At 70.8% G+C, this 26,402-nt stretch carries 24 protein-coding genes and 2 tRNA genes; 5 read left to right on the forward strand and 21 right to left on the reverse strand.

Features of this window, described 5'->3' with window-relative positions:
* Positions 1-154 precede the first annotated feature (154 nt).
* The 7 genes from ACH4F2_RS25190 to pgsA form a co-directional block, all read right to left on the reverse strand.
* Entirely contained in the window at positions 155-907 is a 753-nt protein-coding gene (locus tag ACH4F2_RS25190) for a YebC/PmpR family DNA-binding transcriptional regulator (RefSeq protein ID WP_398135011.1), read from the reverse strand.
* Between the two features lie 51 nt (positions 908-958).
* Positions 959-1,567, reverse strand: a complete 609-nt coding sequence (gene pdxT, locus ACH4F2_RS25195) for a pyridoxal 5'-phosphate synthase glutaminase subunit PdxT (RefSeq protein ID WP_398135012.1) — start codon at positions 1,565-1,567, stop codon at positions 959-961.
* Positions 1,568-1,586: 19 nt separating this feature from the next.
* Positions 1,587-2,498, reverse strand: a complete 912-nt coding sequence (gene pdxS / locus ACH4F2_RS25200) for a pyridoxal 5'-phosphate synthase lyase subunit PdxS (protein ID WP_398135013.1) — start codon at positions 2,496-2,498, stop codon at positions 1,587-1,589.
* Positions 2,499-2,621: 123 nt separating this feature from the next.
* Positions 2,622-3,164, reverse strand: coding sequence for a hypothetical protein (locus ACH4F2_RS25205; RefSeq protein WP_398135014.1), 543 nt, complete (start codon positions 3,162-3,164; stop codon positions 2,622-2,624).
* Positions 3,165-3,298: 134 nt separating this feature from the next.
* Positions 3,299-4,462, reverse strand: a complete 1,164-nt coding sequence (locus tag ACH4F2_RS25210) for a glycosyltransferase family 4 protein (protein WP_398135015.1) — start codon at positions 4,460-4,462, stop codon at positions 3,299-3,301.
* A complete protein-coding gene (locus tag ACH4F2_RS25215) occupies positions 4,459-5,391 on the reverse strand; it encodes a phosphatidylinositol mannoside acyltransferase (protein ID WP_398135016.1) in 933 nt (310 codons plus the stop codon). Before ACH4F2_RS25215 ends, ACH4F2_RS25210 begins: the two co-directional genes overlap by 4 nt.
* Entirely contained in the window at positions 5,388-6,056 is a 669-nt protein-coding gene (gene pgsA, locus ACH4F2_RS25220; RefSeq protein WP_398135017.1) for a phosphatidylinositol phosphate synthase, read from the reverse strand. Before pgsA ends, ACH4F2_RS25215 begins: the two co-directional genes overlap by 4 nt.
* 263 nt (positions 6,057-6,319) lie before the next feature.
* Between pgsA and ACH4F2_RS25225 the strand changes: the two genes are divergently transcribed.
* Together ACH4F2_RS25225 and ACH4F2_RS25230 are read left to right on the forward strand one after the other, a co-directional pair.
* Positions 6,320-8,518 (forward strand): elongation factor G-like protein EF-G2, encoded by a 2,199-nt coding sequence (locus tag ACH4F2_RS25225; RefSeq protein ID WP_398135018.1) that lies wholly within the window; start codon positions 6,320-6,322, stop codon positions 8,516-8,518.
* A 219-nt stretch (positions 8,519-8,737) separates the two neighbouring features.
* On the forward strand, positions 8,738-10,399 hold the full coding sequence (locus ACH4F2_RS25230; protein ID WP_398135019.1) for a hypothetical protein: 1,662 nt from the start codon (positions 8,738-8,740) through the stop codon (positions 10,397-10,399).
* Positions 10,400-10,525: 126 nt separating this feature from the next.
* Here ACH4F2_RS25230 and ACH4F2_RS25235 read toward each other — a convergent pair whose 3' ends face one another.
* From ACH4F2_RS25235 to ACH4F2_RS25250, 4 genes are all read right to left on the reverse strand, one after another.
* Positions 10,526-11,074: an HIT family protein gene (locus tag ACH4F2_RS25235; RefSeq protein ID WP_398135020.1), complete on the reverse strand. Its 549-nt coding sequence runs from the start codon at positions 11,072-11,074 to the stop codon at positions 10,526-10,528.
* A gap of 86 nt (positions 11,075-11,160) precedes the next feature.
* The gene (thrS, locus tag ACH4F2_RS25240; protein ID WP_398135021.1) at positions 11,161-13,137 is read right to left on the reverse strand and encodes a threonine--tRNA ligase; all 1,977 of its coding nucleotides are present in this window, start codon (positions 13,135-13,137) and stop codon (positions 11,161-11,163) included.
* A 117-nt stretch (positions 13,138-13,254) separates the two neighbouring features.
* A complete protein-coding gene (locus tag ACH4F2_RS25245) occupies positions 13,255-14,499 on the reverse strand; it encodes a hypothetical protein (protein ID WP_398135022.1) in 1,245 nt (414 codons plus the stop codon).
* Positions 14,496-15,062: a DUF4365 domain-containing protein gene (locus ACH4F2_RS25250; RefSeq protein ID WP_210961489.1), complete on the reverse strand. Its 567-nt coding sequence runs from the start codon at positions 15,060-15,062 to the stop codon at positions 14,496-14,498. Before ACH4F2_RS25250 ends, ACH4F2_RS25245 begins: the two co-directional genes overlap by 4 nt.
* Positions 15,063-15,233: 171 nt before the next feature.
* Here ACH4F2_RS25250 and ACH4F2_RS25255 point away from each other — a divergent pair, with 171 nt between their 5' ends.
* Positions 15,234-15,959: a 3'-5' exonuclease gene (locus ACH4F2_RS25255; RefSeq protein WP_398135023.1), complete on the forward strand. Its 726-nt coding sequence runs from the start codon at positions 15,234-15,236 to the stop codon at positions 15,957-15,959.
* Positions 15,960-16,103: 144 nt separating this feature from the next.
* On the opposite strand, the gene ACH4F2_RS25260 is transcribed toward ACH4F2_RS25255, so the two are convergent.
* The 9 genes from ACH4F2_RS25260 to ACH4F2_RS25300 form a co-directional block, all read right to left on the reverse strand.
* A tRNA-Val gene (locus ACH4F2_RS25260) sits at positions 16,104-16,175 on the reverse strand.
* A gap of 39 nt (positions 16,176-16,214) precedes the next feature.
* A complete protein-coding gene (locus ACH4F2_RS25265) occupies positions 16,215-16,661 on the reverse strand; it encodes an SRPBCC family protein (protein ID WP_398135024.1) in 447 nt (148 codons plus the stop codon).
* A 39-nt stretch (positions 16,662-16,700) separates the two neighbouring features.
* The gene (locus ACH4F2_RS25270) at positions 16,701-19,436 is read right to left on the reverse strand and encodes a Tat pathway signal sequence domain protein (RefSeq protein WP_398135025.1); all 2,736 of its coding nucleotides are present in this window, start codon (positions 19,434-19,436) and stop codon (positions 16,701-16,703) included.
* A 172-nt stretch (positions 19,437-19,608) separates the two neighbouring features.
* Positions 19,609-20,208, reverse strand: a complete 600-nt coding sequence (locus ACH4F2_RS25275) for a hypothetical protein (protein ID WP_398135026.1) — start codon at positions 20,206-20,208, stop codon at positions 19,609-19,611.
* A gap of 12 nt (positions 20,209-20,220) precedes the next feature.
* Positions 20,221-21,114 carry a carbohydrate ABC transporter permease gene (locus tag ACH4F2_RS25280; protein ID WP_398135027.1) on the reverse strand — a complete coding sequence of 298 codons (894 nt, stop codon included), beginning with the start codon at positions 21,112-21,114 and terminating at the stop codon, positions 20,221-20,223.
* On the reverse strand, positions 21,111-22,112 hold the full coding sequence (locus ACH4F2_RS25285; RefSeq protein WP_398135028.1) for a carbohydrate ABC transporter permease: 1,002 nt from the start codon (positions 22,110-22,112) through the stop codon (positions 21,111-21,113). Before ACH4F2_RS25285 ends, ACH4F2_RS25280 begins: the two co-directional genes overlap by 4 nt.
* Positions 22,112-23,401, reverse strand: coding sequence for an ABC transporter substrate-binding protein (locus ACH4F2_RS25290; RefSeq protein WP_398135029.1), 1,290 nt, complete (start codon positions 23,399-23,401; stop codon positions 22,112-22,114). The genes ACH4F2_RS25285 and ACH4F2_RS25290 overlap by 1 nt, the downstream gene beginning before the upstream one ends.
* 502 nt (positions 23,402-23,903) lie before the next feature.
* A tRNA-Val gene (locus tag ACH4F2_RS25295) sits at positions 23,904-23,975 on the reverse strand.
* A gap of 79 nt (positions 23,976-24,054) precedes the next feature.
* A complete protein-coding gene (locus ACH4F2_RS25300; RefSeq protein WP_398135030.1) occupies positions 24,055-24,507 on the reverse strand; it encodes a TIGR02611 family protein in 453 nt (150 codons plus the stop codon).
* 191 nt (positions 24,508-24,698) lie between these two features.
* On the opposite strand from ACH4F2_RS25300, the gene ACH4F2_RS25305 reads away from it, so the two are divergent.
* Both ACH4F2_RS25305 and ACH4F2_RS25310 read left to right on the forward strand, forming a co-directional pair.
* Positions 24,699-25,112: an SsgA family sporulation/cell division regulator gene (locus ACH4F2_RS25305; protein ID WP_004002642.1), complete on the forward strand. Its 414-nt coding sequence runs from the start codon at positions 24,699-24,701 to the stop codon at positions 25,110-25,112.
* A gap of 338 nt (positions 25,113-25,450) precedes the next feature.
* The gene (locus ACH4F2_RS25310) at positions 25,451-26,011 is read left to right on the forward strand and encodes a CGNR zinc finger domain-containing protein (protein ID WP_398135031.1); all 561 of its coding nucleotides are present in this window, start codon (positions 25,451-25,453) and stop codon (positions 26,009-26,011) included.
* A gap of 87 nt (positions 26,012-26,098) precedes the next feature.
* Here ACH4F2_RS25310 and ACH4F2_RS25315 read toward each other — a convergent pair whose 3' ends face one another.
* Positions 26,099-26,278: a hypothetical protein gene (locus ACH4F2_RS25315; RefSeq protein WP_398135032.1), complete on the reverse strand. Its 180-nt coding sequence runs from the start codon at positions 26,276-26,278 to the stop codon at positions 26,099-26,101.
* Positions 26,279-26,402: the final 124 nt, after the last annotated feature.

A 26,402-nucleotide genomic window follows, 5' to 3' on the forward strand; every position in this document is an offset into this window, starting at 1 on the left:
GGCCCGGGGGGGGGGGGGCCCGGGGGGGGGGGGGGGGGGGGGGGGGGGGGGGGTTTCCCCCCCCCGGGGGGGGGGGGCCCCCCGGCCGGGGGGGGGGGGGGGGGGGGCCCCCCCCCCCCCCCCCCCCGCCGGAACCGTCGTGTGCGCGGCGGCGCTACGCGTCGACCTTCTCCATGACCTCGTCGCTGACGTCGAAGTTGGCGAAGACGTTCTGCACGTCGTCGCTGTCCTCCAGGGCGTCGATCAGCTTGAAGATCTTCCGGGCGCCGTCCTCGTCCAGCTCGATCTGCATCGTCGGGACGAAGTTCGCGTCGGCGGACTCGTAGTCGATGCCGGCGTCCTGGAGCGCGGTGCGGACCGCGACCAGGTCGGTGGCCTCGCTGAGGACCTCGAAGGTCTCGCCGAGGTCGTTGACCTCCTCGGCGCCCGCGTCCAGGACGGCGCCGAGGACGTCGTCCTCGCTCAGCTCGCCCTTGGGGACGATCACGACGCCCTTGCGGTTGAACAGGTACGACACCGAGCCCGGGTCGGCCATGGAGCCGCCGTTGCGGGTCATGGCGACGCGGACGTCGGAGGCGGCGCGGTTGCGGTTGTCGGTGAGGCACTCGATGAGCACCGCGACACCGTTCGGGCCGTACCCCTCGTACATGATCGTCTCGTAGTCGGCGCCGCCGGCCTCGAGGCCGCCGCCCCGCTTGACCGCGGAGTCGATGTTCTTGTTCGGGACCGACTGCTTCTTCGCCTTCTGGATGGCGTCGTACAGCGTCGGGTTGCCCTCGATGTCGACGCCGCCCATCCGGGCCGCGACCTCGATGTTCTTGATCAGCTTCGCGAAGAGCTTGCCGCGCTTGGCGTCGATCACGGCCTTCTTGTGCTTCGTCGTAGCCCATTTAGAGTGGCCGGACATCTGCCTGTCTCCTTCGCGTAACCCGTCTTTGAACGAACGAACGCAGGAATCCTACAAGGACTCCGCCGGCCGGTTCGCGCGCACCATGTCGGCGAAGAGCCGGTGCACGCGATGGTCGCCCGTCAGCTCCGGGTGGAACGACGTGGCCAGGGCGTTGCCCTGGCGGACCGCGACGATGTGACCGTCGTGCTCGGCGAGCACTTCGGCCGCTGCGCCCACGGACTCCACCCAGGGGGCGCGGATGAAGACGCCCTCCACGGGACGCCCCTCGACGCCCTTGATGCCGACGGCCGCCTCGAAGGACTCGTTCTGCCGCCCGAAGGCGTTGCGGCGCACGATCATGTCGATGCCGCCGACCGTCTCCTGTCCGGAGCGCGGGTCGAGGATCTTGTCGGCCAGCAGGATCATGCCTGCGCAGGTGCCGTAGACGGGCAGGCCGTCCCGTACGCGCGCGCGGAGGGGCTCCATCACTCCGAAGAGGACGGCCAGTTTGGAGATGGTGGTGGACTCGCCGCCGGGGAGGACCAGGCCGTCGACCTCGGCGAGCTCTTCGGGGCGCCTGACCGGCCTGGCCACGGCGTCGGCCGCGGCCAGGGCGACGAGGTGCTCCCGTACGTCGCCCTGGAGGGCCAGGACGCCGATGACGGGGGTGTCGCTCATTGGATCCGGTGTCCTCGTCCTACCAGCCGCGGTTGGCGTAGCGCTCGGTCTCGGGCAGGGTGTCGCAGTTGATGCCGACCATGGCCTCGCCGAGGTTGCGGGACGCTTCCGCGATGATCTTCGGGTCGTCGTAGAAGGTGGTCGCCTTCACGATGGCCGCGGCGCGCTTGGCCGGGTCCCCGGACTTGAAGATGCCGGAGCCCACGAAGACGCCCTCGGCGCCGAGCTGGCGCATGAGCGCGGCGTCGGCCGGGGTGGCGACGCCACCGGCGGAGAAGAGGACCACCGGGAGCTTGCCCAGCTCGGCGACCTCCCGGACCAGCTCGTAGGGGGCGCGCAGCTCCTTGGCGGCGGCGTACAGCTCGTTGTTGTCGTAGCCGCGCAGCCGGGCGATCTCGTTCTTGATCTGACGCAGGTGGCGGACGGCTTCGACGACGTTGCCGGTGCCGGCCTCGCCCTTGGAGCGGATCATCGCGGCGCCCTCGGCGATGCGGCGCAGTGCCTCGCCGAGGTTGGTGGCACCGCAGACGAAGGGCGTGGTGAAGGCGAACTTGTCGCTGTGGTTGACCTCGTCGGCCGGGGTGAGGACCTCGGACTCGTCGATGTAGTCGACGCCGAGGGACTGCAGGACCTGGGCCTCGACGAAGTGGCCGATGCGGGACTTGGCCATCACGGGGATGGAGACCGCGCCGATGATGCCCTCGATCATGTCCGGGTCGGACATCCGGGCCACGCCGCCGTCCTTGCGGATGTCGGCCGGGACCCGCTCCAGGGCCATGACGGCGACGGCGCCCGCGTCCTCGGCGATCTTCGCCTGCTCCGGCGTGACGACGTCCATGATCACGCCGCCCTTGAGCTGCTCGGCCATGCCGCGCTTCACACGGGCGGTGCCGGTCTCGGGGACCTGGTTTTCGGAGAGCGTGCTGGACACGGGTACCTCACTGAAGGAAAAGGGGGCTTCTGCAGCTCCGAGGAAACGCGAGTGGACCAGTCCACAGCAAGGGCCAATGGGCAGCCGGTGGATCCTTTTGGGCGGGGGCCCGGGCCGGAGCCGCTACGCCGCCCTGTCGACCAGGGCCGTCGGCGACTCGTCGTCCATCTCGAAGGCCAGCGGGAAGGGCGCGTGTCCGGCGAGACGGAACCAGCGAACCTTGCGGTGCTCGCGCAGCCTGCGGGCGCCTCCCACCGCGTCGTTGTGGAAACGCCGGGCCATCGGGACGCGCCGTACGGCCTCGGCCAGCTCGTGGACCGCTTCCACGCCCCCGGGCGCCTCGCGCAGGGCGTCCACCTGCTGCGGATCGGCGAACACGGCCCGCAGGGCCTGGCTCAGCTCGCTCTCGGCGACCTCACGCTGCTCCTCCTCGGCCTGCCGTGCGGCGTGCGCGGCCTCGTACAGGACGATGGAGGCCGCCGGATCGAGGACGCCCGAGGTGGCCAGTTCCTGCGCCACGGACGCCCTGCGCAGCAACTGCGCGTCGAGTGCGGCACGGGCGGCGTCGATCCGGGCGTGCAGCCGGTCGAGGCGACCCGCCGTCCAGCTCAGGTACATGCCGATCGCGACGAGGACGACCAGGATCCAGATCAGGGTTGCGGTCACGGGCCGCAACCCTACGGGAGCGCTCCGCCGGGTCGGCGGGGTGCCTCACGGTGACCGTCGCCGGGGGCTGCCGCTCCCAGACCCCCGCTTCGGCCTGGACGGCCTCGTCCTCGAACGCCGGACGGGCCGGTCACTCAGTCCCTGGCCAGTCCGAAGCGCGCCCGCAGTCCCGTCGCCCGGTCGTCCGTCGCCACCGCCGCCGCGCCCGCCGTGACCGTCTCGTAGACCGACAGGATGTCCGCGCCGACCGTGGACCAGTCGAAGCGCCGTACGTGCGCGCTGCCCCGCTCCCGCAGCGCCGCCCGGCGCTCCGGGTCCGCCAGCAGCCGCACCGCCGCGTCGGCAAGCGCGTCGGCGTCCTCGTTGGGGAACAGCTCGCCGGCCGCGCCCCGGTCCAGGACCTGGGCGAACGCGTCCAGGTCGGCGGCGAGCACGGGGGCGCCCGCCGACATGGCCTCGACGAGGATGATCCCGAAGCTCTCGCCGCCTGTGTTGGGGGCCACGTACAGGTCGACGCTGCGCAGGAAGCGGGCCTTGTCCTCGTCACTGACCATGCCGAGGAACTCCACCCGGGAACGCAGCTCGGCCGGCAGGGAGGCCACCGCCTCCTTCTCGTCGCCGCGCCCGGCGACCAGCAGCCGGGCCCCCGGGCGGGCGGCGAGGATCTTCGGCAGCGCCCGCATCAGTACCGGCAGGCCCTTGCGGGGTTCGTCGATGCGCCCTATGAAGCCGATCGTGTCGCCCTGCCACTCGGGGTTGGGCTCGGCGTCGGCGAAGAAGTCGACGTCGACACCGTTGGGGATGACGACCGCGTCCCCGCCGAGGTGCTCGACGAGGGTGCGGCGGGCGTACTCGCTCACCGCGATCCGGGCGCTGATCTTCTCCAGGGCGGCCTGGAGGATCGAGTACGCGGCGATCATCGCGCGGGAGCGCGGGTTGGACGTGTGGAAGGTCGCCACGATCGGGCCCTGCGCCGCCCAGCAGGTGAGCAGGCCGAGCGAGGGCGAGGTCGGCTCGTGGATGTGGATGACGTCGAAGGCACCGTCGTGCAGCCAGCGCCGTACCCGGGCCGCCGACAGGAAGCCGAAGTTGAGGCGGGCCACCGAGCCGTTGTACGGCACCGGCACCGCGCGGCCGGCCGAGACGACGTACGGGGGCAGCGGGGTGTCCTCGTCGGCGGGGGCGAGGACGGAGACCTCGTGGCCGAGACGGATGAAGTACTCGGCCAGGTCCCGGATGTGGAACTGGACGCCACCCGGCACGTCCCAGGAGTACGGGCAGACGATGCCGATCCTCACGAGGCGCCCTGCCCGTCGGCCGCCACGGGTGCCTTGGCGGGGTCGAGGTCCTTCAGCCACAAGCGCTGGAGCATGTGCCAGTCCTCCGGGTGGTCGGCGATCCCCGTGGCGAAGGCATCGGCCAGCGCCTGTGTCATGACGGACGTCTTCTCGGCCCGGGTACCTGACTCGGGGACCTCGACCGGCGGATGCACCCGGCCCTTCATGACGGGCGACTCGTCGTACCAGAGCGTCACCGGCAGCAGCCGTGCGCCGGTCTGCAGCGCCAGCAGGGCCGGCCCCGCGGGCATCCGCGCGGTCTCGCCGAAGAAGTCGACCTCCACGCCGGAGGCGGACAGGTCGCGGTCGGCGACCAGGCAGACCAGGCCGCCGTCGCGCAGCCGCCGGGCCAGCGTGCCGAAGGCCGTGCCTCCGCTGTGCGGCAGGACCTCCATGCCGAGGCCCTCGCGGTAGGCGACGAAGCGGTCGTAGAGAGTCTCCGGCTTGAGGCGTTCGGCGACCGTGGTGAAGGGGATGCCCAGCTGAGTGGTGACCCAGGCGCCCGCGAGGTCCCAGTTGGCCAGGTGCGGGAGGGCGAGGACCACGCCCTCGCCCGCGTCCATGCCGTCGGTGAGGTGGTGCAGGTCCTCCGCGGCGAACCCGGCCCTGATCCGCTCGGTGCTCCAGGCCGGGAGCCGGAAGGACTCCATCCAGTAGCGCAGGTACGAGCGCATGCCCGCGCGTGAGAGGGCGGCCAGGCGCTCCGGGCCCGCGCCCGGCACCACGCGCGCGTAGTTGCTCTCCAGGCGCCGTACGCCCGCGCCGCGCTGCTTCCAGGCGACGTCCGCGACGGTGCGGCCGAGCCGTACGGCGAGCGGCTCGGGGAGCTTCCTCACGGTGCTCCAGCCGGCGCCGTAGAGACCGTCGGTCAGCCGGTCCCTGGCACTCACTTCGCCGCCTCGGTGCCCTGGCTCTCCTGCGCCGCGGCGTCCGCCTCGGCGGCCTCCCGGCGGACCGTGACGACGCGCTGGACCAGCGTGACGAGGCTGCCGACGGCGACGATCCACAGGGCGACCGGCAGCAGGTACTGGATACCCGGCACGCCGAACGCGTGCAGTCCCGCGAGACCGGCCGCGACGAGCGAGACGACGAGCCGCTCCGCGCGCTCGACCAGCCCGTTGACGGCGACCGGCAGGCCGATCGACTCGCCGCGCGCCTTGGTGTACGACACCACCTGGCCGCTGGCCAGGCAGAAGATCGACACCGCGCACAGCACGATGTCGTCGCCGCCGCCCGCGTACCAGAGGGCGAAACCACCGAAGATCGCACCGTCGGCGACCCGGTCCAGCGTGGAGTCCAGGAAGGCTCCCCAGCGGCTGGAGCGGCCGAGCTGGCGCGCCATGTTGCCGTCGACCAGGTCGGAGAAGACGAAGAGCGTGATCACGACCGTGCCCCAGAAGAACTCACCCATGGGGTAGAAGACCAGCGCGCCCGCGACCACACCGGCGGTGCCGATCAGTGTGACCGTGTCGGGGCTGACGCCCCGGCGGATGAGAAACGCGGCGAACGGTGTGAGGACACGCGTAAAAAATGCACGCGCGTACTTGTTCAGCATGACCTTCCCGACGGTCGGTGTGGCCGCGGCCCCTGCTGGCCACCGGCTGGCCCATCGTAGTCACGCGCGCGCGTGGGCGACGGACGGGCACCCTGACCCCTTCGACGGGTGGCCGGTGGGCGGCGGGATCGGGGCCGTCGTATGGACGCGGCGTGACGGGAGTGGAAAGCTCGAAGAACCGCGGGCGTCGTCGGAGCCGCCAGTGCACGCGGTCCCGCGTGTCCGCGCCCACAGCGACCTCACCGTGCACGGGAGGCAAGGACATGGGCGACAAGGCTCACACCCACCCCGGAGCCGCCGGAAGGGCAACGGCGGCCGACCACCCCGCGTCCGTACGGAATGTGGTGCTGGTCGGCCACTCCGGTTCGGGCAAGACGACTCTGGTGGAAGCGCTCGCGCTGACGGCGGGAGCGGTGAACCGGGCGGGCCGCGTGGAGGACGGCGGCTGCGTCTCGGACTACGACGAGATGGAGCACCGCCGGCAGCGCTCCGTACAGCTCTCCCTGGTGCCCGTCGAGTGGGACGGCATCAAGATCAACCTTCTGGACACCCCCGGGTACGCCGACTTCGTCGGTGAGCTGAGGGCCGGTCTGCGGGCGGCGGACGCGGCCCTCTTCGTCGTCTCGGCCTCCGACGGGGTGGACGGTTCGACCCGCATGGTGTGGGAGGAGTGCGCCGCCGTCGGCATGCCGCGCGCCATCGTGGTCACGCACCTGGAGGCCGCCCGCGCGGACTTCGAGGAGATGACGCGGATCTGCGCGGAGGCCTTCGGCGGGGACGATCCCGACGCGGTGCTGCCGCTGTACCTGCCGCTGCGCGGGCCGCAGGCGCCCGACGGACACGCTCCCGTGACGGGGCTCATCGGGCTGCTGTCGCGGAAGCTGTTCGACTACGCGTCCGGCGAGCGCGAGGAGTCCGAGCCCGGCGAGGAGCACCTGCCGCTGATCGACGAGGCCCGCTCCGTGCTGATCGAGGGGATCATCTCGGAGAGCGAGGACGAGTCCCTCATGGAGCGCTACCTCGGCGGCGAGCAGGTCGACGTCAAGACGCTCGTCGAGGACCTGGAGCGGGCCGTGGCGCGCGGGGTGTTCTTCCCGGTCCTGGCCGCCGCTCCCGCGGCGGAGGGCGCCCGGCAGGGGCTCGGCACGGTCGAGCTGCTGGAGCTGGTCACGCGCGGCTTCCCGACCCCCTTGGAGCGCACGGCGCCTCAGGTCACCACCCCCGACGGCGCCCCGCGCGAGCTGCGGATGTGCGACCCGGAGGAGTCGCTGGTCGCGGAGGTCGTCAAGACGTCCTCCGACCCGTACGTCGGACGGATCTCGCTGGTCCGCGTGTTCTCCGGCACCCTGCGCGCCGACCAGACGGTGCACGTCTGCGGGCACGGGCTGGCCGACCGCGGCCACGAGGACCACGACGTCGACGAGCGGATCGGCGCCCTGTCGACGCCGTTCGGCAAGCAGCAGCGGCCGGTCTCGCACGTGATCGCGGGCGACCTGGCGTGCGTGGCCAGACTGAGCCGCGCGGAGACGGGTGACACGCTCTCCGCCAAGGACGATCCGTTGCTGATGGCCCCGTGGGACATGCCCGACCCGCTGCTGCCGCTCGCCATCCAGGCGCACAGCAAACCCGACGAGGACAAGCTCTCGCAGGGGCTCGCGCGGCTGGTCGCCGAGGACCCGACGATGCGCCTGGAGCACAACCAGGACACCCATCAGGTGGTCCTGTGGTGCCTGGGCGAGGCCCACGCCGACGTGGCGCTGGAGCGGCTGCGCGGCCGCTACGGCGTCCAGGTCGACGTCGTTCCCCACCGGGTGTCCCTGCGGGAGACGTTCGGGGACAGGGCGGCCGGGCGGGGGCGGCACGTGAAGCAGTCCGGCGGGCACGGGCAGTACGCCATCTGCGAGATCGAGGTGGAGCCGCTGCCGGGCGGCTCGGGCATCGAGTTCGTGGACAAGGTGGTCGGCGGCGCGGTGCCCCGGCAGTTCATCCCGTCCGTGGAGAAGGGCGTACGCGCGCAGGCGGCCAAGGGCGTCGCCGCGGGCCACCCGCTGATCGACGTGCGGGTGACGCTGCTGGACGGCAAGGCGCACTCGGTGGACTCCTCCGACGCCGCCTTCCAGACGGCCGGCGCGCTGGCGCTGCGGGAGGCCGCGGCTCAGGCGAGGATCCACCTGCTCGAGCCCGTGGCAGAGGTGAACGTGCTGGTCGGCGACGAGTACGTGGGCGCCGTGATGAGCGATCTGTCGGGGCGTCGCGGCAAGGTGCTCGGCACCGAGCAGACGAGCGGCGGGCGGACCCTGGTCCGGGCCGAGGTACCGGAGATCGAGATCGGCCGGTACGCGGTGGACCTGCGTTCCCTCTCGCACGGCACCGCGCGCTTCGACCGCCGTTACGCGCGGCACGAACCGATGCCGCCGCAGATCGCGGAACGTCTCCGGGAGGAGTTGCGGGCGACGTCGTAGGCACCGCTGAGACCCGCGCGGGCCGCCCGAGCCGGAGGTGTGCCACCCCGGCGCGCGACGGCGCACCCCGGGCATCAACCCGCGCGCGCGGGGGCGCCTTTACCCGTCCGGCGACGCATGTCGGTGGCGGCGGATACGCTGATGACCTGATCAACAGGTGTGCGGAACAGGGAAGTCGGGAAGGCCGCAGAACGACAGTGGTGGCGATCGGGGGCGGGAATGACCGTTGACGGCGGTTACGTGGACTTCTTCGGACCACAGGTGCCGCGTACGGACGACGGAGGGCAGACGGCCACCTTCGCGCTGGCCTCGGCTGCCTACCGGGACAGCGAGTTGGAGGAGATCAAGAAGGCCGACAACGAGTGGCATCAGACCACCGTCAACGCGGGCCGGTCCTGGGCCACGATCTTCCGTCCCAACCTCGGCGAGGCCTTCTCCCGCGCGGTGGCCGACCGCATGCTGGGCAGCGGCCGCAAGCCGCTCATCCAGTCCTTCGGGGCCGAGCCGCAGGTGGTCGTCGAGCACTGCCTGGCGGCCAACGGCATCCGCAAGGCGCGCGACGCCAAACTGTCCACGGTGATCGTGGTGTGCGGGCTGCTGTTCCTGCCCGGCATGCTGGTCTGGCTGCTCGGCTTCCAGATCCGCACCACCGTCGCCAAGGCCGAGAACAAGCAGGCCGGGGCACTGGGCACCGCGGTGCTCGTGGCGATCGCCGCGCTGGCCGTACTGTTCCTCGTCAAGATGCCCTTCAGCGGCTTCTGGGCCTGGTACGCACGGGCCGCGGTGGTGATGCCGGTCATCGGCTGGTTCTGGGCCAAGCGGATCTGCGAGGGCACGGCGAAGGATCTGCGGGGGCGCTGGGCGGGCCTCCTGTCGGGCGCGGGCGTCGGCGCCAAGGTGCCGGAGGCGGTGCCCAGCAATCCGGGCGAGACGGCGGCCGAGCAGCTGCGCCAGTCCCTGGCCAAGCTCGGCGCCGAGCAGCAGTCCAACTCCGTCTTCTACGCCGGTCCCAAGGGCATACTCGGCATGGGCACGCGCTGGGGCAGCTGGCAGCTCGCCGAGGACCTGGTGCCGGCCGACCCGACCCGGGAGATCCACCCCTTCCGCAGCTGGGACGTCATCCGGTCCATCCACGACCAGCTGCGCATGCTGGAGCGCGGCCCGCTGAACACCGGCGGTTTCCCCAAGCCGTCCATACGGCACTGGGTCGTGACCCCGATCGGGGAGAACGCCAAGGCGGTGTCCCGTCCGGAGGGCACGGAAGTCGAGGCGTACCAGGTGAAGCCGCACGCGATCCAGGACATCTGCAACAAGCAGCAGTTCAGCGCGGGCGACCGGCACTACCTGGGCGTCCAGTGGACGCTGTGGGACGGCCAGCTGGTCATCACCATGCTGATCACCGTGACCGTGCTGTACGAGACGCTGCGCATCGAGGTCACCGGCCATGCGCTGGGACCGGTGAACCCGCTCTTCACCACCGCGCCGGAGGCGCCCTCCAAGGAGGTCGCCAAGTCGTTCAAGCCGTGGGAGACGCGGAAGATCATGCTCCCCCTGGTCACCGCGAACGAGGTGGTCCGGCTCGCCGTCCGAGCCCCGCTCACCTGGTATCCGCCGCTGCTGAACTGGCTCGGCGGCACGATCGGGCTGCCGGAGCCGTTCGGGCTGCGGCACGCGTGGGCGGACCAGCCGTGGCGGCACCGCTTCATGGCCGACGACGCGTTGCGGGCGGCCACGCCGGTGCTACGGGTGGTGCACTCGGCGGCGATCAAGGTGCTGAAGGAGAACGGCGTGGACACGGAGAAGTTCGGCTCGCGGTCGGCGTTCCTCAGTACGGCCGTGCAGGATCCGGCGCCGCGGAAGGCCGACGTCTACGACGCGTAGGCCTCCGGCGGTCGTGCGGGGGTGTGGGGCCCTCCTCGAGGGCTGCGCCTCAGACCCCCGCGTCGGCCCGGACGGGCTCGTCCTCAAGCGCCGGACGGGCTGATCGATCCGCCCCCGGGCGGAAAGCTAAGCCGTGGGCCACGCCTCCGCCAGCATCTTGCGGGTGTCCCCCAGCAGCTGCGGCAGCACCTTCGTGTGGCCGACCACCGGCATGAAGTTGGTGTCGCCGCCCCAGCGGGGCACGATGTGCTGGTGGAGGTGGGCGGCGATGCCCGCCCCGGCCACCGTGCCCTGGTTCATGCCGATGTTGAAGCCGTGGGCGCCGGAGGCGGTGCGCAGGGCCGTCATCGCCTGCTTGGTCAGCTCGGCCAGCTCCGCGGTCTCCACGTCGGTCAGCTCGGTGTAGTCGGCGACGTGCCGGTACGGCACGGTCATCAGGTGGCCGCCGTTGTACGGGTACAGGTTGAGCACCGCGTACACGTGCTCGCCGCGCCGCACGACCAGCCCGTCCTCGTCGGACTTGGCCGGGATCGAGCAGAAGGGGCAGCCGTCGTCGGCGCCGGGGCCGCTCGGCTTGTTCTCGCCCTGGATGTAGGCCATCCGGTGGGGTGTCCACAGGCGCTGGAACGCGTCCTGCGTCCCCACTCCCGACTGCTGCTCCGGCTCACTCGTCATGCGTGCAGCATATGGCGTCACGTGCGGCGACAGGGAAAGGCCCCCGGATTCCCGGGGGCCTCGCCGAACCCTGTTCAGCCCTGCGGTCAGACCTGGGCCCGCTCCTCGACGACCTTCGCGATCTTCGCGATGGCCTCGTCGACGGGGATGCCGTTCTCCTGGGAGCCGTCACGGTAGCGGAAGGAGACGGCGTTGTTCGCCATGTCCTCGTCGCCCGCGATGACCATGAAGGGCACCTTCTGCTTCTGGGCGTTGCGGATCTTCTTCTGCATGCGGTCGGAGGAGGAGTCGACCTCGACGCGCAGACCCTGCTTCCGGGCCGCCACGGCGAACTTCTCCAGGTAGTCGACGTGCGCGTCACCGATCGGGATGCCGAGCGCCTGGACGGGGGCCAGCCACGCCGGGAAGGCGCCCGCGTAGTGCTCCAGCAGCACTGCGAAGAAGCGCTCGATCGAGCCGAACAGCGCACGGTGGATCATGACCGGCTGGGTCTTGGTGCCGTCCGCTGCCGTGTACTCCAGGTCGAAGCGCTCCGGCAGGTTGAAGTCGAGCTGGATGGTCGACATCTGCCAGGTGCGGCCGATGGCGTCCTTCGCCTGGACGGAGATCTTCGGGCCGTAGAAGGCGGCGCCGCCCGGGTCCGCCACGAGCTCCAGGTTCTGCTTCTCGGCGACCTGGCGCAGCGTCTCGGTGGCCTCTTCCCAGGCCTCGTCGGAGCCGACGAACTTCTCCGGGTCCTTGGTGGACAGCTCCAGGTAGAAGTCGGTCAGGCCGTAGTCGCGCAGCAGGTTCAGGACGAAGGTGAGCGTCTTGTCGAGCTCCTCCGACATCTGCTCGCGGGTGCAGTAGATGTGCGCGTCGTCCTGGGTGAAGCCGCGGGCCCGGGTCAGGCCGTGCACGACGCCGGACTTCTCGTACCGGTACACGGTCCCGAACTCGAACAGGCGCAGCGGCAGCTCACGGTAGGAGCGCCCGCGCGCGTCGAAGATCAGGTTGTGCATCGGGCAGTTCATGGGCTTGAGGTAGTAGTCCACGCCCTCGTCGAGCTGCATGGGCGGGTACATGCCGTCGGCGTACCAGTCCAGGTGGCCCGAGGTCTCGAAGAGTTTCCCCTTCGTCGCGTGCGGGGTGTAGACGAACTCGTACCCCTCCTCCTCGTGACGGCGCCGCGAGTAGTCCTCCATGACCCGGCGGATGATGCCGCCCTTGGGGTGGAAGACGGCGAGGCCCGAGCCGATCTGCTCCGGAATGGAGAACAGGTCCAGCTCGCTGCCGAGCTTGCGGTGGTCGCGCTTCTCGGCCTCGGCGAGGAACTCGAGGTGCGCCTTCAGCTCGTCCTTGGTCGGCCAAGCGGTGCCGTAGATGCGCTGGAGCATCGGGTTCTTCTCGCTGCCGCGCCAGTAGGCGGCGGCGTTGCGCATCAGCTTGAACGCCGGGATGTTGCGGGTGGTGGGCAGGTGGGGACCGCGGCAGAGGTCCTTCCAGCACAGCTCGCCGGTCTTGGCGTCCAGGTTGTCGTAGATCGTCAGCTCGCCGGCGCCGACCTCGACGTCCGCGCCGTCGTCGTGCGACGCGGAGCCCTTGAGGCCGATCAGCTCCAGCTTGTACGGCTCGTCGGCGAGCTCCTCACGGGCGGCGTCGTCGGTGACGACGCGGCGCGAGAAGCGCTGGCCGCGCTTCTGGATCTCCTGCATCTTCTTCTCGATGGCCTTGAGGTCATCGGGGTGGAAGGGCTTCTCGACGTCGAAGTCGTAGTAGAAGCCGTCCTTGACGGGCGGGCCGATGCCCAGCTTCGCCTCGGGGAACAGCTCCTGCACGGCCTGTGCCATGACGTGCGCGGTGGAGTGGCGCAGGATGTTCAGGCCGTCTTCGGAGGAGATCTCGACACCCTCGACGATCTCGCCGTCCTCGACCTCGTGGGCGAGGTCCCTGAGCTCACCGGACACGCGGGCGGCGACGATCGAGCGCTCGCCGGCGAAGAGCTCGGCGGCCGTCGTGCCCGTAGTCACCACGCGTTCTTCCCGCTCGGAATCGCGCTGGATGATCACACGGACGTCTGACACCGGTCTCTCCTGACTGAAGGTGGGGCCGCGGCGCCATACCAAAGCGCACGCATGAGGGCGATCGTACCGACCCGGGACCGTGCACCGCGAAATCATTCCCGCCGCCGGCCCCGGAGCTCAGTCGTCGCACTCCCCACCGCACGCCTCCTCGAAGAAGGCCGCCACCTCGACGTGCTCCTGCACCGCCTTCAGCAGCCGGTCCCGTTCCGCGTCGTCGACCTGCACGGGAGCGATCTCGCAGGCGCCGGTGAGCCGGCGGAATCCGCCCCGGCTCTCCAGCCGGCCGAGCACCCGCACCGGCAGCCCGACGAGATGGGCGTGCCCGGCGATCCGGTAGGCCTCCTCGTCCAGTGTGATCCGCACGTGCGGGACCTCGGCGCCGGCCAGCACCCGCAGTCTCACGGTGCCCGCGCCGCGCGGCCCGGGCCGGCGCATCCGGACGACGGTGCCGGTGATCCGCACCGGCACGGACGGCTCCACGCGCTGGTAGCGGGCGGCGGCCTCGCGCAGGGCGGGCAGGTCGCCGGGCGAGAACTCGACGGGCTCGGTGAGGGCGGCGCAGCCCTCGGGGGCACCGGCGGCCGGTGCCCAGTCGACGGCGACCCGCGCGCCCTCCGTGCCGCGGACCAGGGTGACGAGCGCCTCGGTGAGTTCGTGGCTGACGCCGGCCGCGACGGCCGTGTCGAAGGCCTCCATGCCGCCGGTGGCCCGCCGGTAGTCGACGGCCTCACGCGCGGCGTGCAGCGCCTGGTGGAGGCGCAGGGCGAGAGGACGGCCGGGGGTGACGGGCACGAACGCGGTGAGCCGGCGGCCGCCGGGCGCGGGGGCGACCAGGACGTTCTCCAGGACCTCGGCGGCGGCACGCCGGTGCCGGGCGCCGTAGTAGCCCGCCCGCGCGCGCGTGGCGAGCGCTCCGGCGAGCAGCATCCGGCGGGCGGCGGAGCGCAGCTGCTCCTCCACGGTCCAGGACGGGGTGTCGCCGGGGCCGGTCGGCACGTCGCGCGCCCAGCGGATCTCGTCGCTGGGTACGGCGAGGGAGAGCAGGATCTCGCGGGCGGCGGGCGTGCCGCTGCGGGACAGGGCGAGCAGGGCCTCGCCGAGCAGGTCGTCGCTGTCGGGGAAGGCCCGGCCGACGGGCACCAGCAGGCTGGTGGCGCCGGCACCGGGGCCGGGCGGGGTCCAGCGGCCGTAGCGGCCCGGGGCGCCGCCGCGCCGCCGCCAGCCGTGCCGGTGGAGCAGGGCGGTGAGGACCGCGGGGTCGACGGTGCCGGGCTCGGGCGGGTGGTCCGCGCTCCGGGCGGCGCCGTCGGCGGGGTGGGGCCGCACGGCGCCCCATGGCTCCCCGGTCGGGCGGTGCGTCATGGTTTCCCTCCCGTCCCGACCCGCGTCATGATCTCGCACAGCGCCCGGTCGTCGAAGACCCGCGCGGTCGGTATCCGCACGGTGGTGCGCCGCCGGCCGGTGACCGGGTGTCCGGCGAGGTTGGTCCAGTAGCAGCAGTGTCTGAGATCGAGCCGGTCGTGGCCGGCCCGCAGCCACTGGTCCCGGGACCGGGGGACGATCATCACGACCAGGATCTTGTGCACCGAGACCGGGGTGCGGGCGAGCTTCGCCAGATGGTCGTTGTCGAGCGTGAAGGAGAAGAAGCGGCCGGGCGGGCTCGGCGGGATCTGGTACGTCGCCTTGAGCTGCACCTTGATGGTGACCTCGTCGTCGACCGTGTGCCCGGGGGCGCTGTGGCTGACGTGCCAGTCGATGCCGTTGTCCGGAAAGGGCTGGGAGAGTGAGCAGCCCGCCGCCGCCGCGACCGCGTGGAGGTAGCCGACCTGCAAGGTCTCCATGCAGGCGGTGGTGGCGAGAGAGCCGCGAGAGGGCGCCGTGCGCTCGGGCAGCAGCCCGCCCCGTTCGGGCTGCGCTATGGCCATGGCCAACAGCCTTCCAGAACTGGTGTATCCCCGCTGCGGGTCGCTGAACTGCGCATACCCGTACTCCTGTTGTGTCCTTCCGGCGTACGTCGCAAACAGCCCGGGTATCACCGAACCGGGACAGAAGACGGCGCGTCAGCTGCCGTGTCCGGATGAGGAGTTGAGTGTCCTATGACGAGCTGGTTCGAGGGGCCGCTGGCCGCCTTCGACACGGAGACGACGGGTGTGGACGTCGAGGCCGACCGGATCGTGTCGGCAGCCCTCGTCGTCCAGGACGCGCCCGGCCTGAGGCCGCGCGTGACCCGGTGGCTGGTGAACCCGGGCGTGCCGGTGCCCGAGGCGGCGACGGCTGTGCACGGGCTGACGGAGGAGCATGTGCAGCGCCACGGCCGTTGGCCGGCGCCGGTGATGTGGGAGATAGCCGAGGCGCTGGCCGAGCAGGCCCGCGCCGGGCGTCCGCTCGTGGTGATGAACGCGCCGTTCGACCTCACGCTGCTGGACCGGGAGTTGCGCCGGCACCGCGCTTCCTCCCTCGGCCGCTGGCTGGAGCGGACGTCACTGCACGTGCTGGATCCGCGGGTGCTCGACAAGCACCTGGACCGCTACCGCAAGGGCCGTCGCACCCTGACCGACCTGTGCGCGCACTACGGCGTCGAATTGGAGGGCGCGCACGACGCGGCGGCCGACGCGCTGGCGGCGCTGGAGGTCGTACGGGCGGTGGGCCGCCGCTTCCCTGGACGGCTGGAGCCCCTGTCCGCCGCCGAGCTGCACACGCTCCAGGCGGTGTGGCACGCGGGGCAGGCGCGGGGGCTCCAGGCGTGGTTCGCGCTGAACGGGACCGAGGAGGCGGTGGACCCGGCCTGGCCGTTGCGGCCGGACCTGCGGGCGGCGGCGTGAGCACACCGATTCCGGCCGAGGGCGACGCCGGGCACTGGAGGTGTGGGGGGCGGAGCCCTCACTTCTGCGCGGCGAAGCCGCGCAGAACACGAAAAGAGCGACGTGGTCCGCATTGTCTGCGGACACACGCCGCTCTCGCGAGCGTGGGCGATACTGGGTTCGAACCAGTGACCTCTTCGGTGTGAACGAAGCGCTCTCCCACTGAGCTAATCGCCCGGGAACGCACTGAACAATACAGGGCCCGGCACGCACTCTTCAAACCGCTTGCAAATGAGTGGCCAGTCCACGCCCTCCCGCCCGCATCATCAGCCGGTGGTTGGCCCGGAACAGGAACCTCCCGGGCACGGCGAACCGGCGCAGCAGCGGCTTGCGTACGTCGACCTCCTGGTCGTACCGGACGAGGGCACCGAAGCCGCTCGGGGTGACCGTCCAGCGCGCCCAGCCCTCGATGTCGCCGTTCATCGCGACCTCCAGCACGCCCGCCGCCGGGTCGCGCCGTCGCTCGCGCAAGGTGGTGGTCAGGTCGTACGGGAGGAGCGAGCGGATCCGGACGACCCCGCTGGTCTCGCCGAGCCGGGTGACCTGGCGCACCTGGGGCCACCAGTCGGGGTAGTCCTCGATCCGTTCCAGCGAGCGGTAGACGGCCGGGACGAGCGCGGGCAGGGCCCACAGGCTGCGGAATCGGTAATGGTTCCAGTCCACCTGTGGAGTGTGCCCGGGCCCGCGTCCGTCACGTACCGGTTACGGCATCCTGTCGCCCAGCAGCGCCAGGTTCTCGATGGCGGCGAGGCCGTAGAGGGCGGTGTCGTTGGTGGAGACCCAGGTCGCCTCGCTGCCCGGCACCAGCGTGAGGGGGCCGCTCAGTTTCTCCGTCTTCCAGGGCGCCGACTCCTTGTAGCCGTCGGAGGCGTAGAACTTCTGCCACGCGCGCGCGGCGAGCTTCTCGTCCCCGGTCTGTACGGCCGCGTAGGCGTCGAGGCGCGAGTGGCCCTGGAAGAGGATGAGGCTGCCGAAGTTGCTGCCGTAGCGTGCCGCCTGTTCGGTCTTGGAGGCGTTGAAGTAGCGGCAGTAGTCGTAGTACGCCTCGTTGAACTCCGGCATGTCGACCAGGTCGATCAGTTCCGCGCACAGTTCGTTGAGGCCGAAGACGGCCGACAGGTGGGAGACCTCGACCTTCGGGGTGTCGGCGACGGCGAACTTCCCGGTGTCCAGGTCGTACAGGCCGCTGCCCTGGACGAAGCCGTTGGGCTGGGCGGCGATGGTCTCCATGGTGGACAGGACGCGGGCCCTGGCCTTCTCCCACTTGGGGCCCTTGCGTTCCCACTCGGTCAGCCACGCCGAGACCAGGCCGCTCCAGTCGGTGCCGAAGCCGACCGACAGGGCGTGCCGGTCGGGCGTGTAGGGCTCGGTGCGGATCTTGCGGATCGGGTCGAGGACGAGGAACGTCTCGTCGGAGTCGACGTTGGCGTGCATGAGGTCGCCGACGCGTTCGTCGGCGGTGAGGAAGTAGTAGTAGCGCCGGTAGGTGGTGTTGGCGATGCGCTGCTGCTTGGCGCTGTCGGCGTAGTGCTGGACGCCGTGCCGGGTGCCGAGGCCTGCCCATTCGCCGAGGTGGTAGACGTCGACCTCGCCGGTGTGCCGGGTCATGGCCTCGGCGAAGCGGAAGATGTCGGCGCGGCCGGAGCGCAGGTAGGCGTACCAGAGCCAGAGGTCCGGGGAGAGTTCGGAGTTGTCCCAGGCATAGCCGCCGATGTCGTAGCGCCACTGGTGGCGGACGGTGTCGTACGTGTGCATGATGTCGCCGTAGTCCCAGAAGCCGTACCAGCGGCGTTGCTCCACCTGGTCCTTGTAGTAGGTGAAGAGGAAGTCGAGGTGGTCCTCGATCTTCGCCTTGGCGGGGGTGGAGCGGTCGGGCTCGGAGTAGAGGCCCGGTCCGAAGACGCCGGCCTTGATGAGCTGCTTCGGCGGGGCGGCGAGCTGCGGCAGTACGCGCACCGCCTCGACCTGTTCGGCGAGCGTCTCGGCGCTCGGTGTCGAGGCGTTGGCCCAGAACATCAGCTCCGAGGTGCGGGCGATGCCGTAGGGGGTGCCGAACCCGGGCTCGTAGTCCTCGTAGGTGATGTTGAGGCCCTCGATCTGTTCGGGGAAGGTGTCCTGGCCCATGCCGTCGTGGTAGAAGCGCAGGTCCATGGGCTGGGCCTCGGGCGACCAGAGCCAGAGGGTGACCTCGGCCTCGTCGGTCTGGGCGTCGCGGATGTCGAGCTGGGCGGGGTGCTTCTCCCAGAAGTCGCGCAGCCCGAAGGAGAGTCCGCCGCTCGTCCCGCCGACGTAACCGAAGCCGGAGGCGCGCCGGCCGCCGCCGGCGCCGATCCAGCCGTGGCCCTTCTTGGTGCGCTTGCGCAGGGAGAAGCCGTCGGCGGAGAGCTGGGAGAGGGTGTAGTCGCCCCACTCCGGGATGTACTGCAGGCGGGTCGTGACCCGCTGGTCCCACGTGGACGGGTCGGGCAGCTTCTCCCCCGCGAACTGTGCCGCCTGTACGGCCGCACCGGGGTCGCGGCGCAGCCCGGTGATGCCCTTGACGGCCTCGCGCAGCAGCCCGGTGCCCTCACCGCCGATGCGGATGTGCCGGTCGTAGGACTCGTCGCGCATCGGCACCGTGAAGCGGACGCCGAGGCCGCGGATGAAGTCGCCGCTCGCCTTGCCGGGCTCCTGCTTCCCGTCGAACGTGATCGTGTGCACCATGCGGAAGGAGTCGGCGCCCGCGTAGAAGTAGAGGCGGATGGAGAAGGGCAGCCAGCTCCGGCCTCCCTTGCGGTGCCTGCCGTCGATGCGGACGACGGCGCGGACCGGGCCCTCCTGCTCGACCTTCACCTCGTCGATGGCGCCGTCGAAGCGCTCGTACTTCACCGTGCCCTGGTCGCCGTCCTCGATCTCGGGCTGGCGCAGCAGGACGAGGCGGCCGTTCCTGGCGATCTCGGTGGAGCCTCTGGTGACCGACTTGACGAGTGTCGACCCCGACGTGCCGATTCTGGCGGTGATGGCGCCGGTCGATATGTCGATGGTGCCGCCGCGCTGGTCGACGGTGACCTTCCGCGCGGGCGCGGCGGGGGTGCCGGCGGCGAGGGTGAGTTTCCCGTTGCCGGAGCCGACGGCGTGTGCGGTCCACTTCAGGGAGCCGTCCGGCCAGTAGGCGAGGGGCCAGGACTGCGAGGGCACGGCCTTGCCGTCCGCGTCCGTGACGGCGAACGACTGGCCCTCCTGGTACGTGCCCCTGGGCCACGGGACGCCGACGGTGGAGCCGGGCGCGGCGCCGAGGCCGCCGTCCTCCAGCCAGGTCAGGGTGACCGGGTCGGCGTCGCCGTCCTTGGCGGCGGGTGCGGCCTGGGCGGTCTTTGCGCCCAGTGCCCAGCTGAACTGGGCGGCGGCGCCGGCGACGGCCGCCGCCTTGAGGAGGGACCTGCGGGGGATGGGGGACATGGCCTTTCCTTTCCGTTCCGTGCGGATGCGGGGGGTGTCAAGGGCATGGCTGCGATGCGCGATGAGATGTCAAGGGCATGACAGAGGGAGCCCGACGCCGACGCGCCGGTTCCGGTAGGCGGGCACCGCCGTCAGCGGCGCCGGTGGCCGGTTCCGCCGGGCGGCACCGCCGTCAGCGGCGCCGGTAGCGCTCCTCCACGGCGACGGCCGCCGCCGCGACGGCGCCGAGGACGGCGACCGCCAGCGGCGCGCTGAACCAGGCCGAGCAGACCACGACGGCCAGCCCGCCGACAATGAGGAAGGAGCCGGCGGGGTCGAGCACGGTACGGCGCCCGGCCTGCGCGAGCAGCGACCGCCAGGAGGCGCCGGGCCGCCAGGCCGCCGCCGCGCGCAGCCCGGCCACGGCCGCGCCGATCAGGGCGGTCACCCCGACGGCACCCACGAACGGGCCGCCCGGCAGACCGCTGCGTACGGCCTGCACATCCACCCACACCGCGGCCAGGGCAGCCCACCCGGCGAGTCCCACGAGCCACCCGCGCCGCACCGCCACCCGGAAGTCGGCGGTGAACTCCCGCAGGCCGCCTCGCTCGTGGGCGAGCCGGCGCCCGAGGTGCCGCGCGCCGGCCGCGAACGCGGCGGGGTAGGTGACCAGCGGCAGCGAGGCCACCGCGATCCACACTCCGGTGAGCAGGCACTCGGCGAACAGGGCGAACCCCTCGGCGAACCGTGACTCCCCCCGCTCGGTGCGGGCCTCGGCGCGTGCCTCGGTCATGATCGGTTCACCTCAGCCCTTCAGACCGGACGTCGCCATGCCGTCGATCAGATAACGCTGGAAGGCGAGGAAGAAGGCGAGTACGGGCAGCAGGGCGACGAGCGACATGGCGATCATGCCTCCGTAGTTCGCCAGCCCCTCCTGGTCCACGAACATCTTCAGGCCGAGGGAGACCGTGTACTTACTGGGCTCGTTGAGGTAGATCAGCGGGCCCATGAAGTCGTTCCAGGAGTTGATGAAGGTGAAGATCGCGCTGGTGATCAGCGCCGGCCGGCACAGCGGAAGCACGATCGACCAGTAGATGCGGAAGTGCCCGCAGCCGTCGAGGCGGGCCGCCTCGTCGAGTTCCTTGGGCAGGTTGCGCATGAACTGCACCATCAGGAAGACGAAGAACGCCTCCGTGGCCAGGTACTTCCCCAGCAGCAGCGGGGTGTACGTGTTGATCATGTCCATGTTGCGGAACAGCACGTACTGCGGGATCAGCAGCACGTGGTACGGCAGCAGCAGCGTGCCGATCATCAGGGTGAACAGCAGATTGCGGCCCGCGAACCTGATCTTCGCGAAGGCGTAGGCGGTCAGGGAACAGGACACCACGATCCCGACCACCGAACCGACGGCGAGGAAGAGCGAGTTGAAGAAGAACGTGGAGATCGAGATGTCCGCGATGCCGTCGGCGAGGCTCGTGTAGTTGGAGACGATCGGGTCGGCCGGGAAGAGATCCAGACTGCCGACGATGTCGCCGCTCTCCTTGAAGGAGCCGCCGATCACCCAGAACACCGGGTAGAGGATCACCGCGAGGATCGCCAGCGACCCGAGATGCCAGGCGAGCGACCCGGGCAGTCTGCGCCGGAGCGCAGCCGCCCTGGTGGACGGGGCCGGCGTGACATCGGTGGCCTGCGCGCTCATCGGCCGCCCTCCTCGTAGTGCACCCAGCGCTTCTGGGACCAGAACAGCACCGCGGTGACCAGGGCGACCGCGACCAGCAGCATCCACGCCATGGCGGAGGCGAGGCCCATCCGGCTGTTCTCGAAGCCCTGGACGTACAGGTAACAGGTGTAGACCATCGTGCCGTCCGCGGGGCCGCAGGCGTTGCCCCCGGCGCCGCCGCCGACGATGTAGGCCGAGCTGAAGATCTGGAAGGAGTGGATGGTCTCCAGCAGGACGTTGAAGAAGAGGACCGGGGAGATCATCGGCAGCGTGATGTTCCAGAACTGCCGCAGCCTGCCCGCCCCGTCCACGTCGGCCGCCTCGTACAGCTCACGCGGCACCTGCTTGAGGCCGGCCAGGAAGATGACCATGGGCGCGCCGAACTGCCAGACGGTGAGCGCCACCAGGCTGTAGATGATCAGGTCCGGGTCGCCGGTCCAGCCGCCGACGTCGATCCCGAAGAGTTTCTGCGTACGGTCGACGACCGCGTCGTCCGAGAAGATCGCCTTCCACACGATGGCGATGGACACGCTCGCGCCGATCAGCGACGGCGCGTAGAAGGCAGCCCGGTAGAAGGCCTGCCCGCGCCGCTTCTGCGCCAGCAGCAGCGCGACACCGAGCGCCGCGACCAGCTTGATCGGCGTGCCGACGGCGACGTACCAGAGGGTCACCTCGACCGAGTGGCGCCAGCGCGGGTCGCCGAACATCTCGGAGAAGTTGTCCAGGCCGATCCACGTGGGTGCGTCGAAGAGGTTGTAGTCGGTGAACGCGAAGTAGAGCGAGGCGACCATCGGTCCTGCCGTCAGCAGCAGGAAACCGGCGATCCAGGGGGACATGAAGAGGTAGCCGGCCAGGTTCTCCCGGCGGCCCCGCCGTTTCAGCTCGGCGGGGCGCGGGGACTTCACCGGACCGTGCCGCGGCTCGGAGTCCTTGACCAGGTCCTCCGTCGCAGGGGCGTGTGTCACGGCGCTTCCCATCAGCCGGCGAGAGCCGTCTTCGACTCGGTGAAGAACTGCTTGACGGCGTCGTCGACCGAGCGCTCACCGAGCGCCATCTCCTCGGCGACGCGCAGGAAGGCGGCCTCACAGATGTCGGCACCGTTCGGGTGCGGGGTGATGGTCTCCAGGACGCCCGCCTCGACGAGGGACTCCTCGTAGGCGGCGATCGCCTTGTTGACCGGGTCGGTCGGCTGGTAGGCGTCGTACTGGGCCTGCGTCGTCGGGACGCCGCGGTCATAGCCCATGATCTTGGCGACCTCGGGATCGTGGACCATGAAGTCGATGAACTGGGCGACTTCCTTGGGGTGCTTGGTGCGCTTGGAGGCGCTGAGCATCAGGGAGCCCAGGTACTGGCCGGTCTTCTTGCCGTCCGTGGTGGGGATGGGCGCGAGACCGTATTCGCTCTTGCCCTCGGAGGTGTAGCGGACGGTGAAGTTGTCCCAGGTGAATTCGCTGCCCGCGAGCTCCGCGGCGACCGCCGACTTGGGCTTGACCTGGACGACCTTCTTCGGGTCGGCGAACAGCCCGGACTTCACGCCCTGCTCCGCCTTGGTCCACCACTGGGTCAGGTCCGCCTCGGTGAAGCCGAGTCCGTCCTCGGTGAAGAAGGCCTTGCCGTTCTGGCGCAGGTACAGGTCGTAGAGGTACATGACGCCGTACATGCCGCTGTCGCCGGCCCGGCCGGTCCTGTCACGGATCTTCGTCATCGCCTGGTCGAATTCGTCCCACGTCCAGCCCTGTTCGGGCTTGACGCCGGCCCGGGTGTAGACGGGCTTGTCGATGACGATGGCCATCGAGTTCGAACCCACCGGCACCCCGAGGAGCTTGCCGTCGATCTCACCGAACTTCTCCAGGCCCGCCCGGAATCCGTCCATGGACAGGTTTCCGGCCTCGACCTGCTCGCTCAGGTCGAGCAGGACATTCTTCGCGTCGTATTTGCGGAGAAATCCGATGGCATTCTGGAAGACATCCGGCGGATTCCCGCCGGAGGCCTGCGTGTTGAACTTCTTCCAGAAGTCGGTGTACTGCTGGAAGTCGGTCTTGACCTTGATCTTCGGGTACTTCTTCTCGAAGAGCGCGATGGTCTTGTTGATGCGTGCGGCCCGGTCCTCGGCACCCCACCACGAGTAACGGATTGTCACCGTTCCGTCCCCCGAGCCGCTGCCTCCGCCGCACGCGGTGGCCGTCGCGCCCAGCCCCGCGACGGCCAGCGAGGCCCCCGCCGCTTTGAGGATCGTCCGCCTCTCCACATTCCTGCCCTGCTGCATATGAGCCTCCCCGCGACGTTGCGTCCGCCTCATGAATCGTTTCAAGTAAGCGCTTGCTGGCACAAGCTACGGAGGGCCCCGGGGCTCGTCAATGATTCGGACAGGAATTCATGGGCGCCGGGCTCGCACGGCGGAGCCGGCCACTCCGGCCTCACCGCCGACAACGAGGGAAAACGACCAGGTCGGGGAGGCGTGGCCGACGGACCGAACACCGTCGGCGGCGCCGGGGCGGGCGGCACGGAAGGTCACGGTTGGATGAAGACGCGCGGAAGCGGAACGGCGGGGCGCCCGGCCGGGACGGGCGGCGGAGCCGACCCGGGACACGCCGCGCGGGCACACCGGGCGTCCCGCGCGGCCCCCTGGAGACGGCCCGCGCGGACACACCGGGCGTCCCGCGCGGCCCCCTGGAGACGGCCCGCGCGGGACGTGGGCCACAGCTCGCGCCCGCGCACGGCAAAGCGGCCCGGCTCACGATGGTGAGCCGGGCCGCCTGATGATCCGGTGGGCGATACTGGGTTCGAACCAGTGACCTCTTCGGTGTGAACGAAGCGCTCTCCCACTGAGCTAATCGCCCGGACGCAGGAAGAACATTACCCCATGTCAGGGGGTGCCCGTGACCAGCGGGGGCCCGGCCGACGGACCCCCCGCCCGGATCACTGGTCCTCGATCTTCCAGGGCATCTGAAGGCCGAACTTCCACAGGTAGATCCCCGCCAGCGCGGCCACGATCACCAGCCCGATCGAGGTCAGGATGATGTTCCGACGCCGCACCTTGGGATCGAGGGCACGCTGCGCCGCCTCGGTGACCTTGCGCTTGGTCCAGCGCAGGACCAGCTGGGCCCAGACGAACTCGGTCGCCCAGATCGCCATGCCGCCGAAGATCACGACCCAGCCCGGCCCCGGCAGCACCAGCATGGCGGCGCCGGCCGCGACGACCGCCAGTCCGACGATGAAGACGCCGACCTGCCAGCTCAGATGGAGGACGCGGCGCGCCCTGATGAATGCCGGCGCCCGCGAGCCCAGCGCGCGGTCGGCCGCGGCCTCGTCCGTCCCCGTACGGTCCTCGGCCACGGCAGCCTCGCCGTGCTTGTCACTCCCCGTGTTCATACGGCCAAACACTACCGGAGCGAAACCTGTCACCGGAATGGGCGCACGACCCGAACGATCTCTCGGCCGGAAGAGTTACGTAAACACACGCAAAACACTCAGAGGGGTTTACAACGGCACCGTAGGTGGCATGTCGATTTCGCCGACGTGCGAATCCCCGAGCGCACACTGAGCGAAAGGCCCTGGCGCTTATGAACACCACGGTCAGCTGCGAGCTGCACCTGCGCCTCGTTGTGTCGAGCGAGTCCTCCCTGCCTGTCCCCGCAGGCCTGCGGTACGACACGGCCGACCCCTACGCCGTGCACGCCACCTTCCACACCGGAGCCGAGGAAACCGTCGAGTGGGTGTTCGCCCGCGACCTCCTCGCCGAAGGCCTCCATCGCCCCACCGGCACCGGCGACGTCCGTGTCTGGCCGTCCCGCAGTCACGGCCAGGGCGTCGTGTGCATCGCCCTGAGCTCTCCGGAGGGCGAGGCACTGCTCGAGGCCCCGGCACGGGCTCTGGAGTCCTTCCTGAAGCGCACAGACGCCGCCGTGCCGCCCGGCACGGAGCACCGGCATTTCGATCTCGACCAGGAGCTCTCGCACATCCTGGCGGAAAGCTAGGGCGAGGCCCCGTGAAGCCGCCCGTCGCCGTCGACTCGGGGTGACGGCACGGGCCCGGACAACCGCATACGGCACACACCGGCGTCGTCGCCGCGGAACTCCGCGGTGGCGGCGCCGGTGCGTGTGCGGGCCGCGGGCCCTCGGCCGGCCGGCCCCGCCACCTTCTGCCCCTCTCCCGCCACACGCCTCCTGCCGGGGAACGAAGGCCGGTCGGCCGCCGTTGTTACGGGCATCCGACGGCGGGGACCGGGACGCGAGCCGGTTTCGCCCGCCGCGGAAGCCACTACCATCGGCCAGCATCGGCGGGCGCCCGCCCGACCCCAGCCAGGGAGCGAAATGTGCTGATCACCCACGACACCCGGTGCGCCCTCGACACCGTGGTGGATCTGGTGAACACCGTCCCGGAGGACGAAGCGGCGCCGGACGGACTGCCGGACGTCGCGGCCCTCCAGGAATTCGTGGGAACGCACGAGATCAGCGACATCGGCGTGCTCTGCGAACTCGACCTCTCGGCGGTACGCAAGATCCGCGGCCGGTTCGCGGCGGTCTTCGCGGCGTCCGAGCCGCGGGCCGCGGCGGGACTGATCAACGATCTGGTCGCCGCTGCCGGAACCACGCCCCGGCTCACCGACCACGACGGCTACGACTGGCACATCCACTACTTCGCGCCCGGCGCCTCCGTCGCCGACCACCTGGCCGCCGACTGCGGAATGGCCCTGGCGTTCTTCGTGGTCGCCGGGGAGCAGGAGCGGCTGCGGCGGTGCGAGGCTCCCGACTGCCGCCGCGCCTTCGTCGACCTCTCCCGGAACCGCTCCCGGCGGTACTGCGACAGCCGCACGTGCGGAAACCGCTTGCACGTGGCCGCCTACCGCGCGCGGCGCAAGGAGGCGGCGGGCTGAAGCCGCTGTACCGGGCCGGGCGCGGGCACCGGCGCCCCGGTGTCGACGCGTTCCCCGGCGGGTGGCGCCGGGGAACGCGGGTACGGCTCACAGCAACAGCAGATCGTGCAACGCAGCCATGAGCAGCAGACACCCGATCACCGCAAGGAAGATCATGAGCGGTGGCTGGGAAAGGGCGAAGAGGCAGCCGCGCGGTTCGCTCTGCGCCCGCGCGGTTTCGCTCTGTCTCGTGTCCAGCTGGGTATCCAGCTGAGTGGTGTCCTGCATCTCGCCGCGATCATGACGCAGCGTCCAGGGCCTGGGCGATCAACACGCCCGCTTCGACCTGGGGTCCCCGCAATTCCGCGATGTCCGGTTCACGTTGTGACCGTTCTGGAGCACGCGGTGACGC

The sequence above is a fragment of the Streptomyces sp. NPDC017890 genome (assembly GCF_044328675.1).
GTDB lineage: Bacteria > Actinomycetota > Actinomycetes > Streptomycetales > Streptomycetaceae > Streptomyces.

Bases quoted from the DNA above. Each gene is read 5' to 3' on its own strand.
- ACH4F2_RS25190 (WP_398135011.1), bottom strand. From the start codon at position 907: ATGTCCGGCCACTCTAAATGGGCTACGACGAAGCACAAGAAGGCCGTG.
- pdxT (WP_398135012.1), bottom strand. From the start codon at position 1,567: ATGAGCGACACCCCCGTCATCGGCGTCCTGGCCCTCCAGGGCGACGTA.
- pgsA (WP_398135017.1), bottom strand. From the start codon at position 6,056: ATGCTGAACAAGTACGCGCGTGCATTTTTTACGCGTGTCCTCACACCG.
- ACH4F2_RS25225 (WP_398135018.1), top strand. From the start codon at position 6,320: ATGGGCGACAAGGCTCACACCCACCCCGGAGCCGCCGGAAGGGCAACG.
- ACH4F2_RS25230 (WP_398135019.1), top strand. From the start codon at position 8,738: ATGACCGTTGACGGCGGTTACGTGGACTTCTTCGGACCACAGGTGCCG.
- ACH4F2_RS25235 (WP_398135020.1), bottom strand. From the start codon at position 11,074: ATGACGAGTGAGCCGGAGCAGCAGTCGGGAGTGGGGACGCAGGACGCG.
- ACH4F2_RS25245 (WP_398135022.1), bottom strand. From the start codon at position 14,499: ATGACGCACCGCCCGACCGGGGAGCCATGGGGCGCCGTGCGGCCCCAC.
- ACH4F2_RS25250 (WP_210961489.1), bottom strand. From the start codon at position 15,062: ATGGCCATAGCGCAGCCCGAACGGGGCGGGCTGCTGCCCGAGCGCACG.
- ACH4F2_RS25255 (WP_398135023.1), top strand. From the start codon at position 15,234: ATGACGAGCTGGTTCGAGGGGCCGCTGGCCGCCTTCGACACGGAGACG.
- ACH4F2_RS25270 (WP_398135025.1), bottom strand. From the start codon at position 19,436: ATGTCCCCCATCCCCCGCAGGTCCCTCCTCAAGGCGGCGGCCGTCGCC.
- ACH4F2_RS25275 (WP_398135026.1), bottom strand. From the start codon at position 20,208: ATGACCGAGGCACGCGCCGAGGCCCGCACCGAGCGGGGGGAGTCACGG.
- ACH4F2_RS25280 (WP_398135027.1), bottom strand. From the start codon at position 21,114: ATGAGCGCGCAGGCCACCGATGTCACGCCGGCCCCGTCCACCAGGGCG.
- ACH4F2_RS25285 (WP_398135028.1), bottom strand. From the start codon at position 22,112: ATGGGAAGCGCCGTGACACACGCCCCTGCGACGGAGGACCTGGTCAAG.
- ACH4F2_RS25290 (WP_398135029.1), bottom strand. From the start codon at position 23,401: ATGCAGCAGGGCAGGAATGTGGAGAGGCGGACGATCCTCAAAGCGGCG.
- ACH4F2_RS25300 (WP_398135030.1), bottom strand. From the start codon at position 24,507: ATGAACACGGGGAGTGACAAGCACGGCGAGGCTGCCGTGGCCGAGGAC.
- ACH4F2_RS25305 (WP_004002642.1), top strand. From the start codon at position 24,699: ATGAACACCACGGTCAGCTGCGAGCTGCACCTGCGCCTCGTTGTGTCG.
- ACH4F2_RS25315 (WP_398135032.1), bottom strand. From the start codon at position 26,278: ATGCAGGACACCACTCAGCTGGATACCCAGCTGGACACGAGACAGAGC.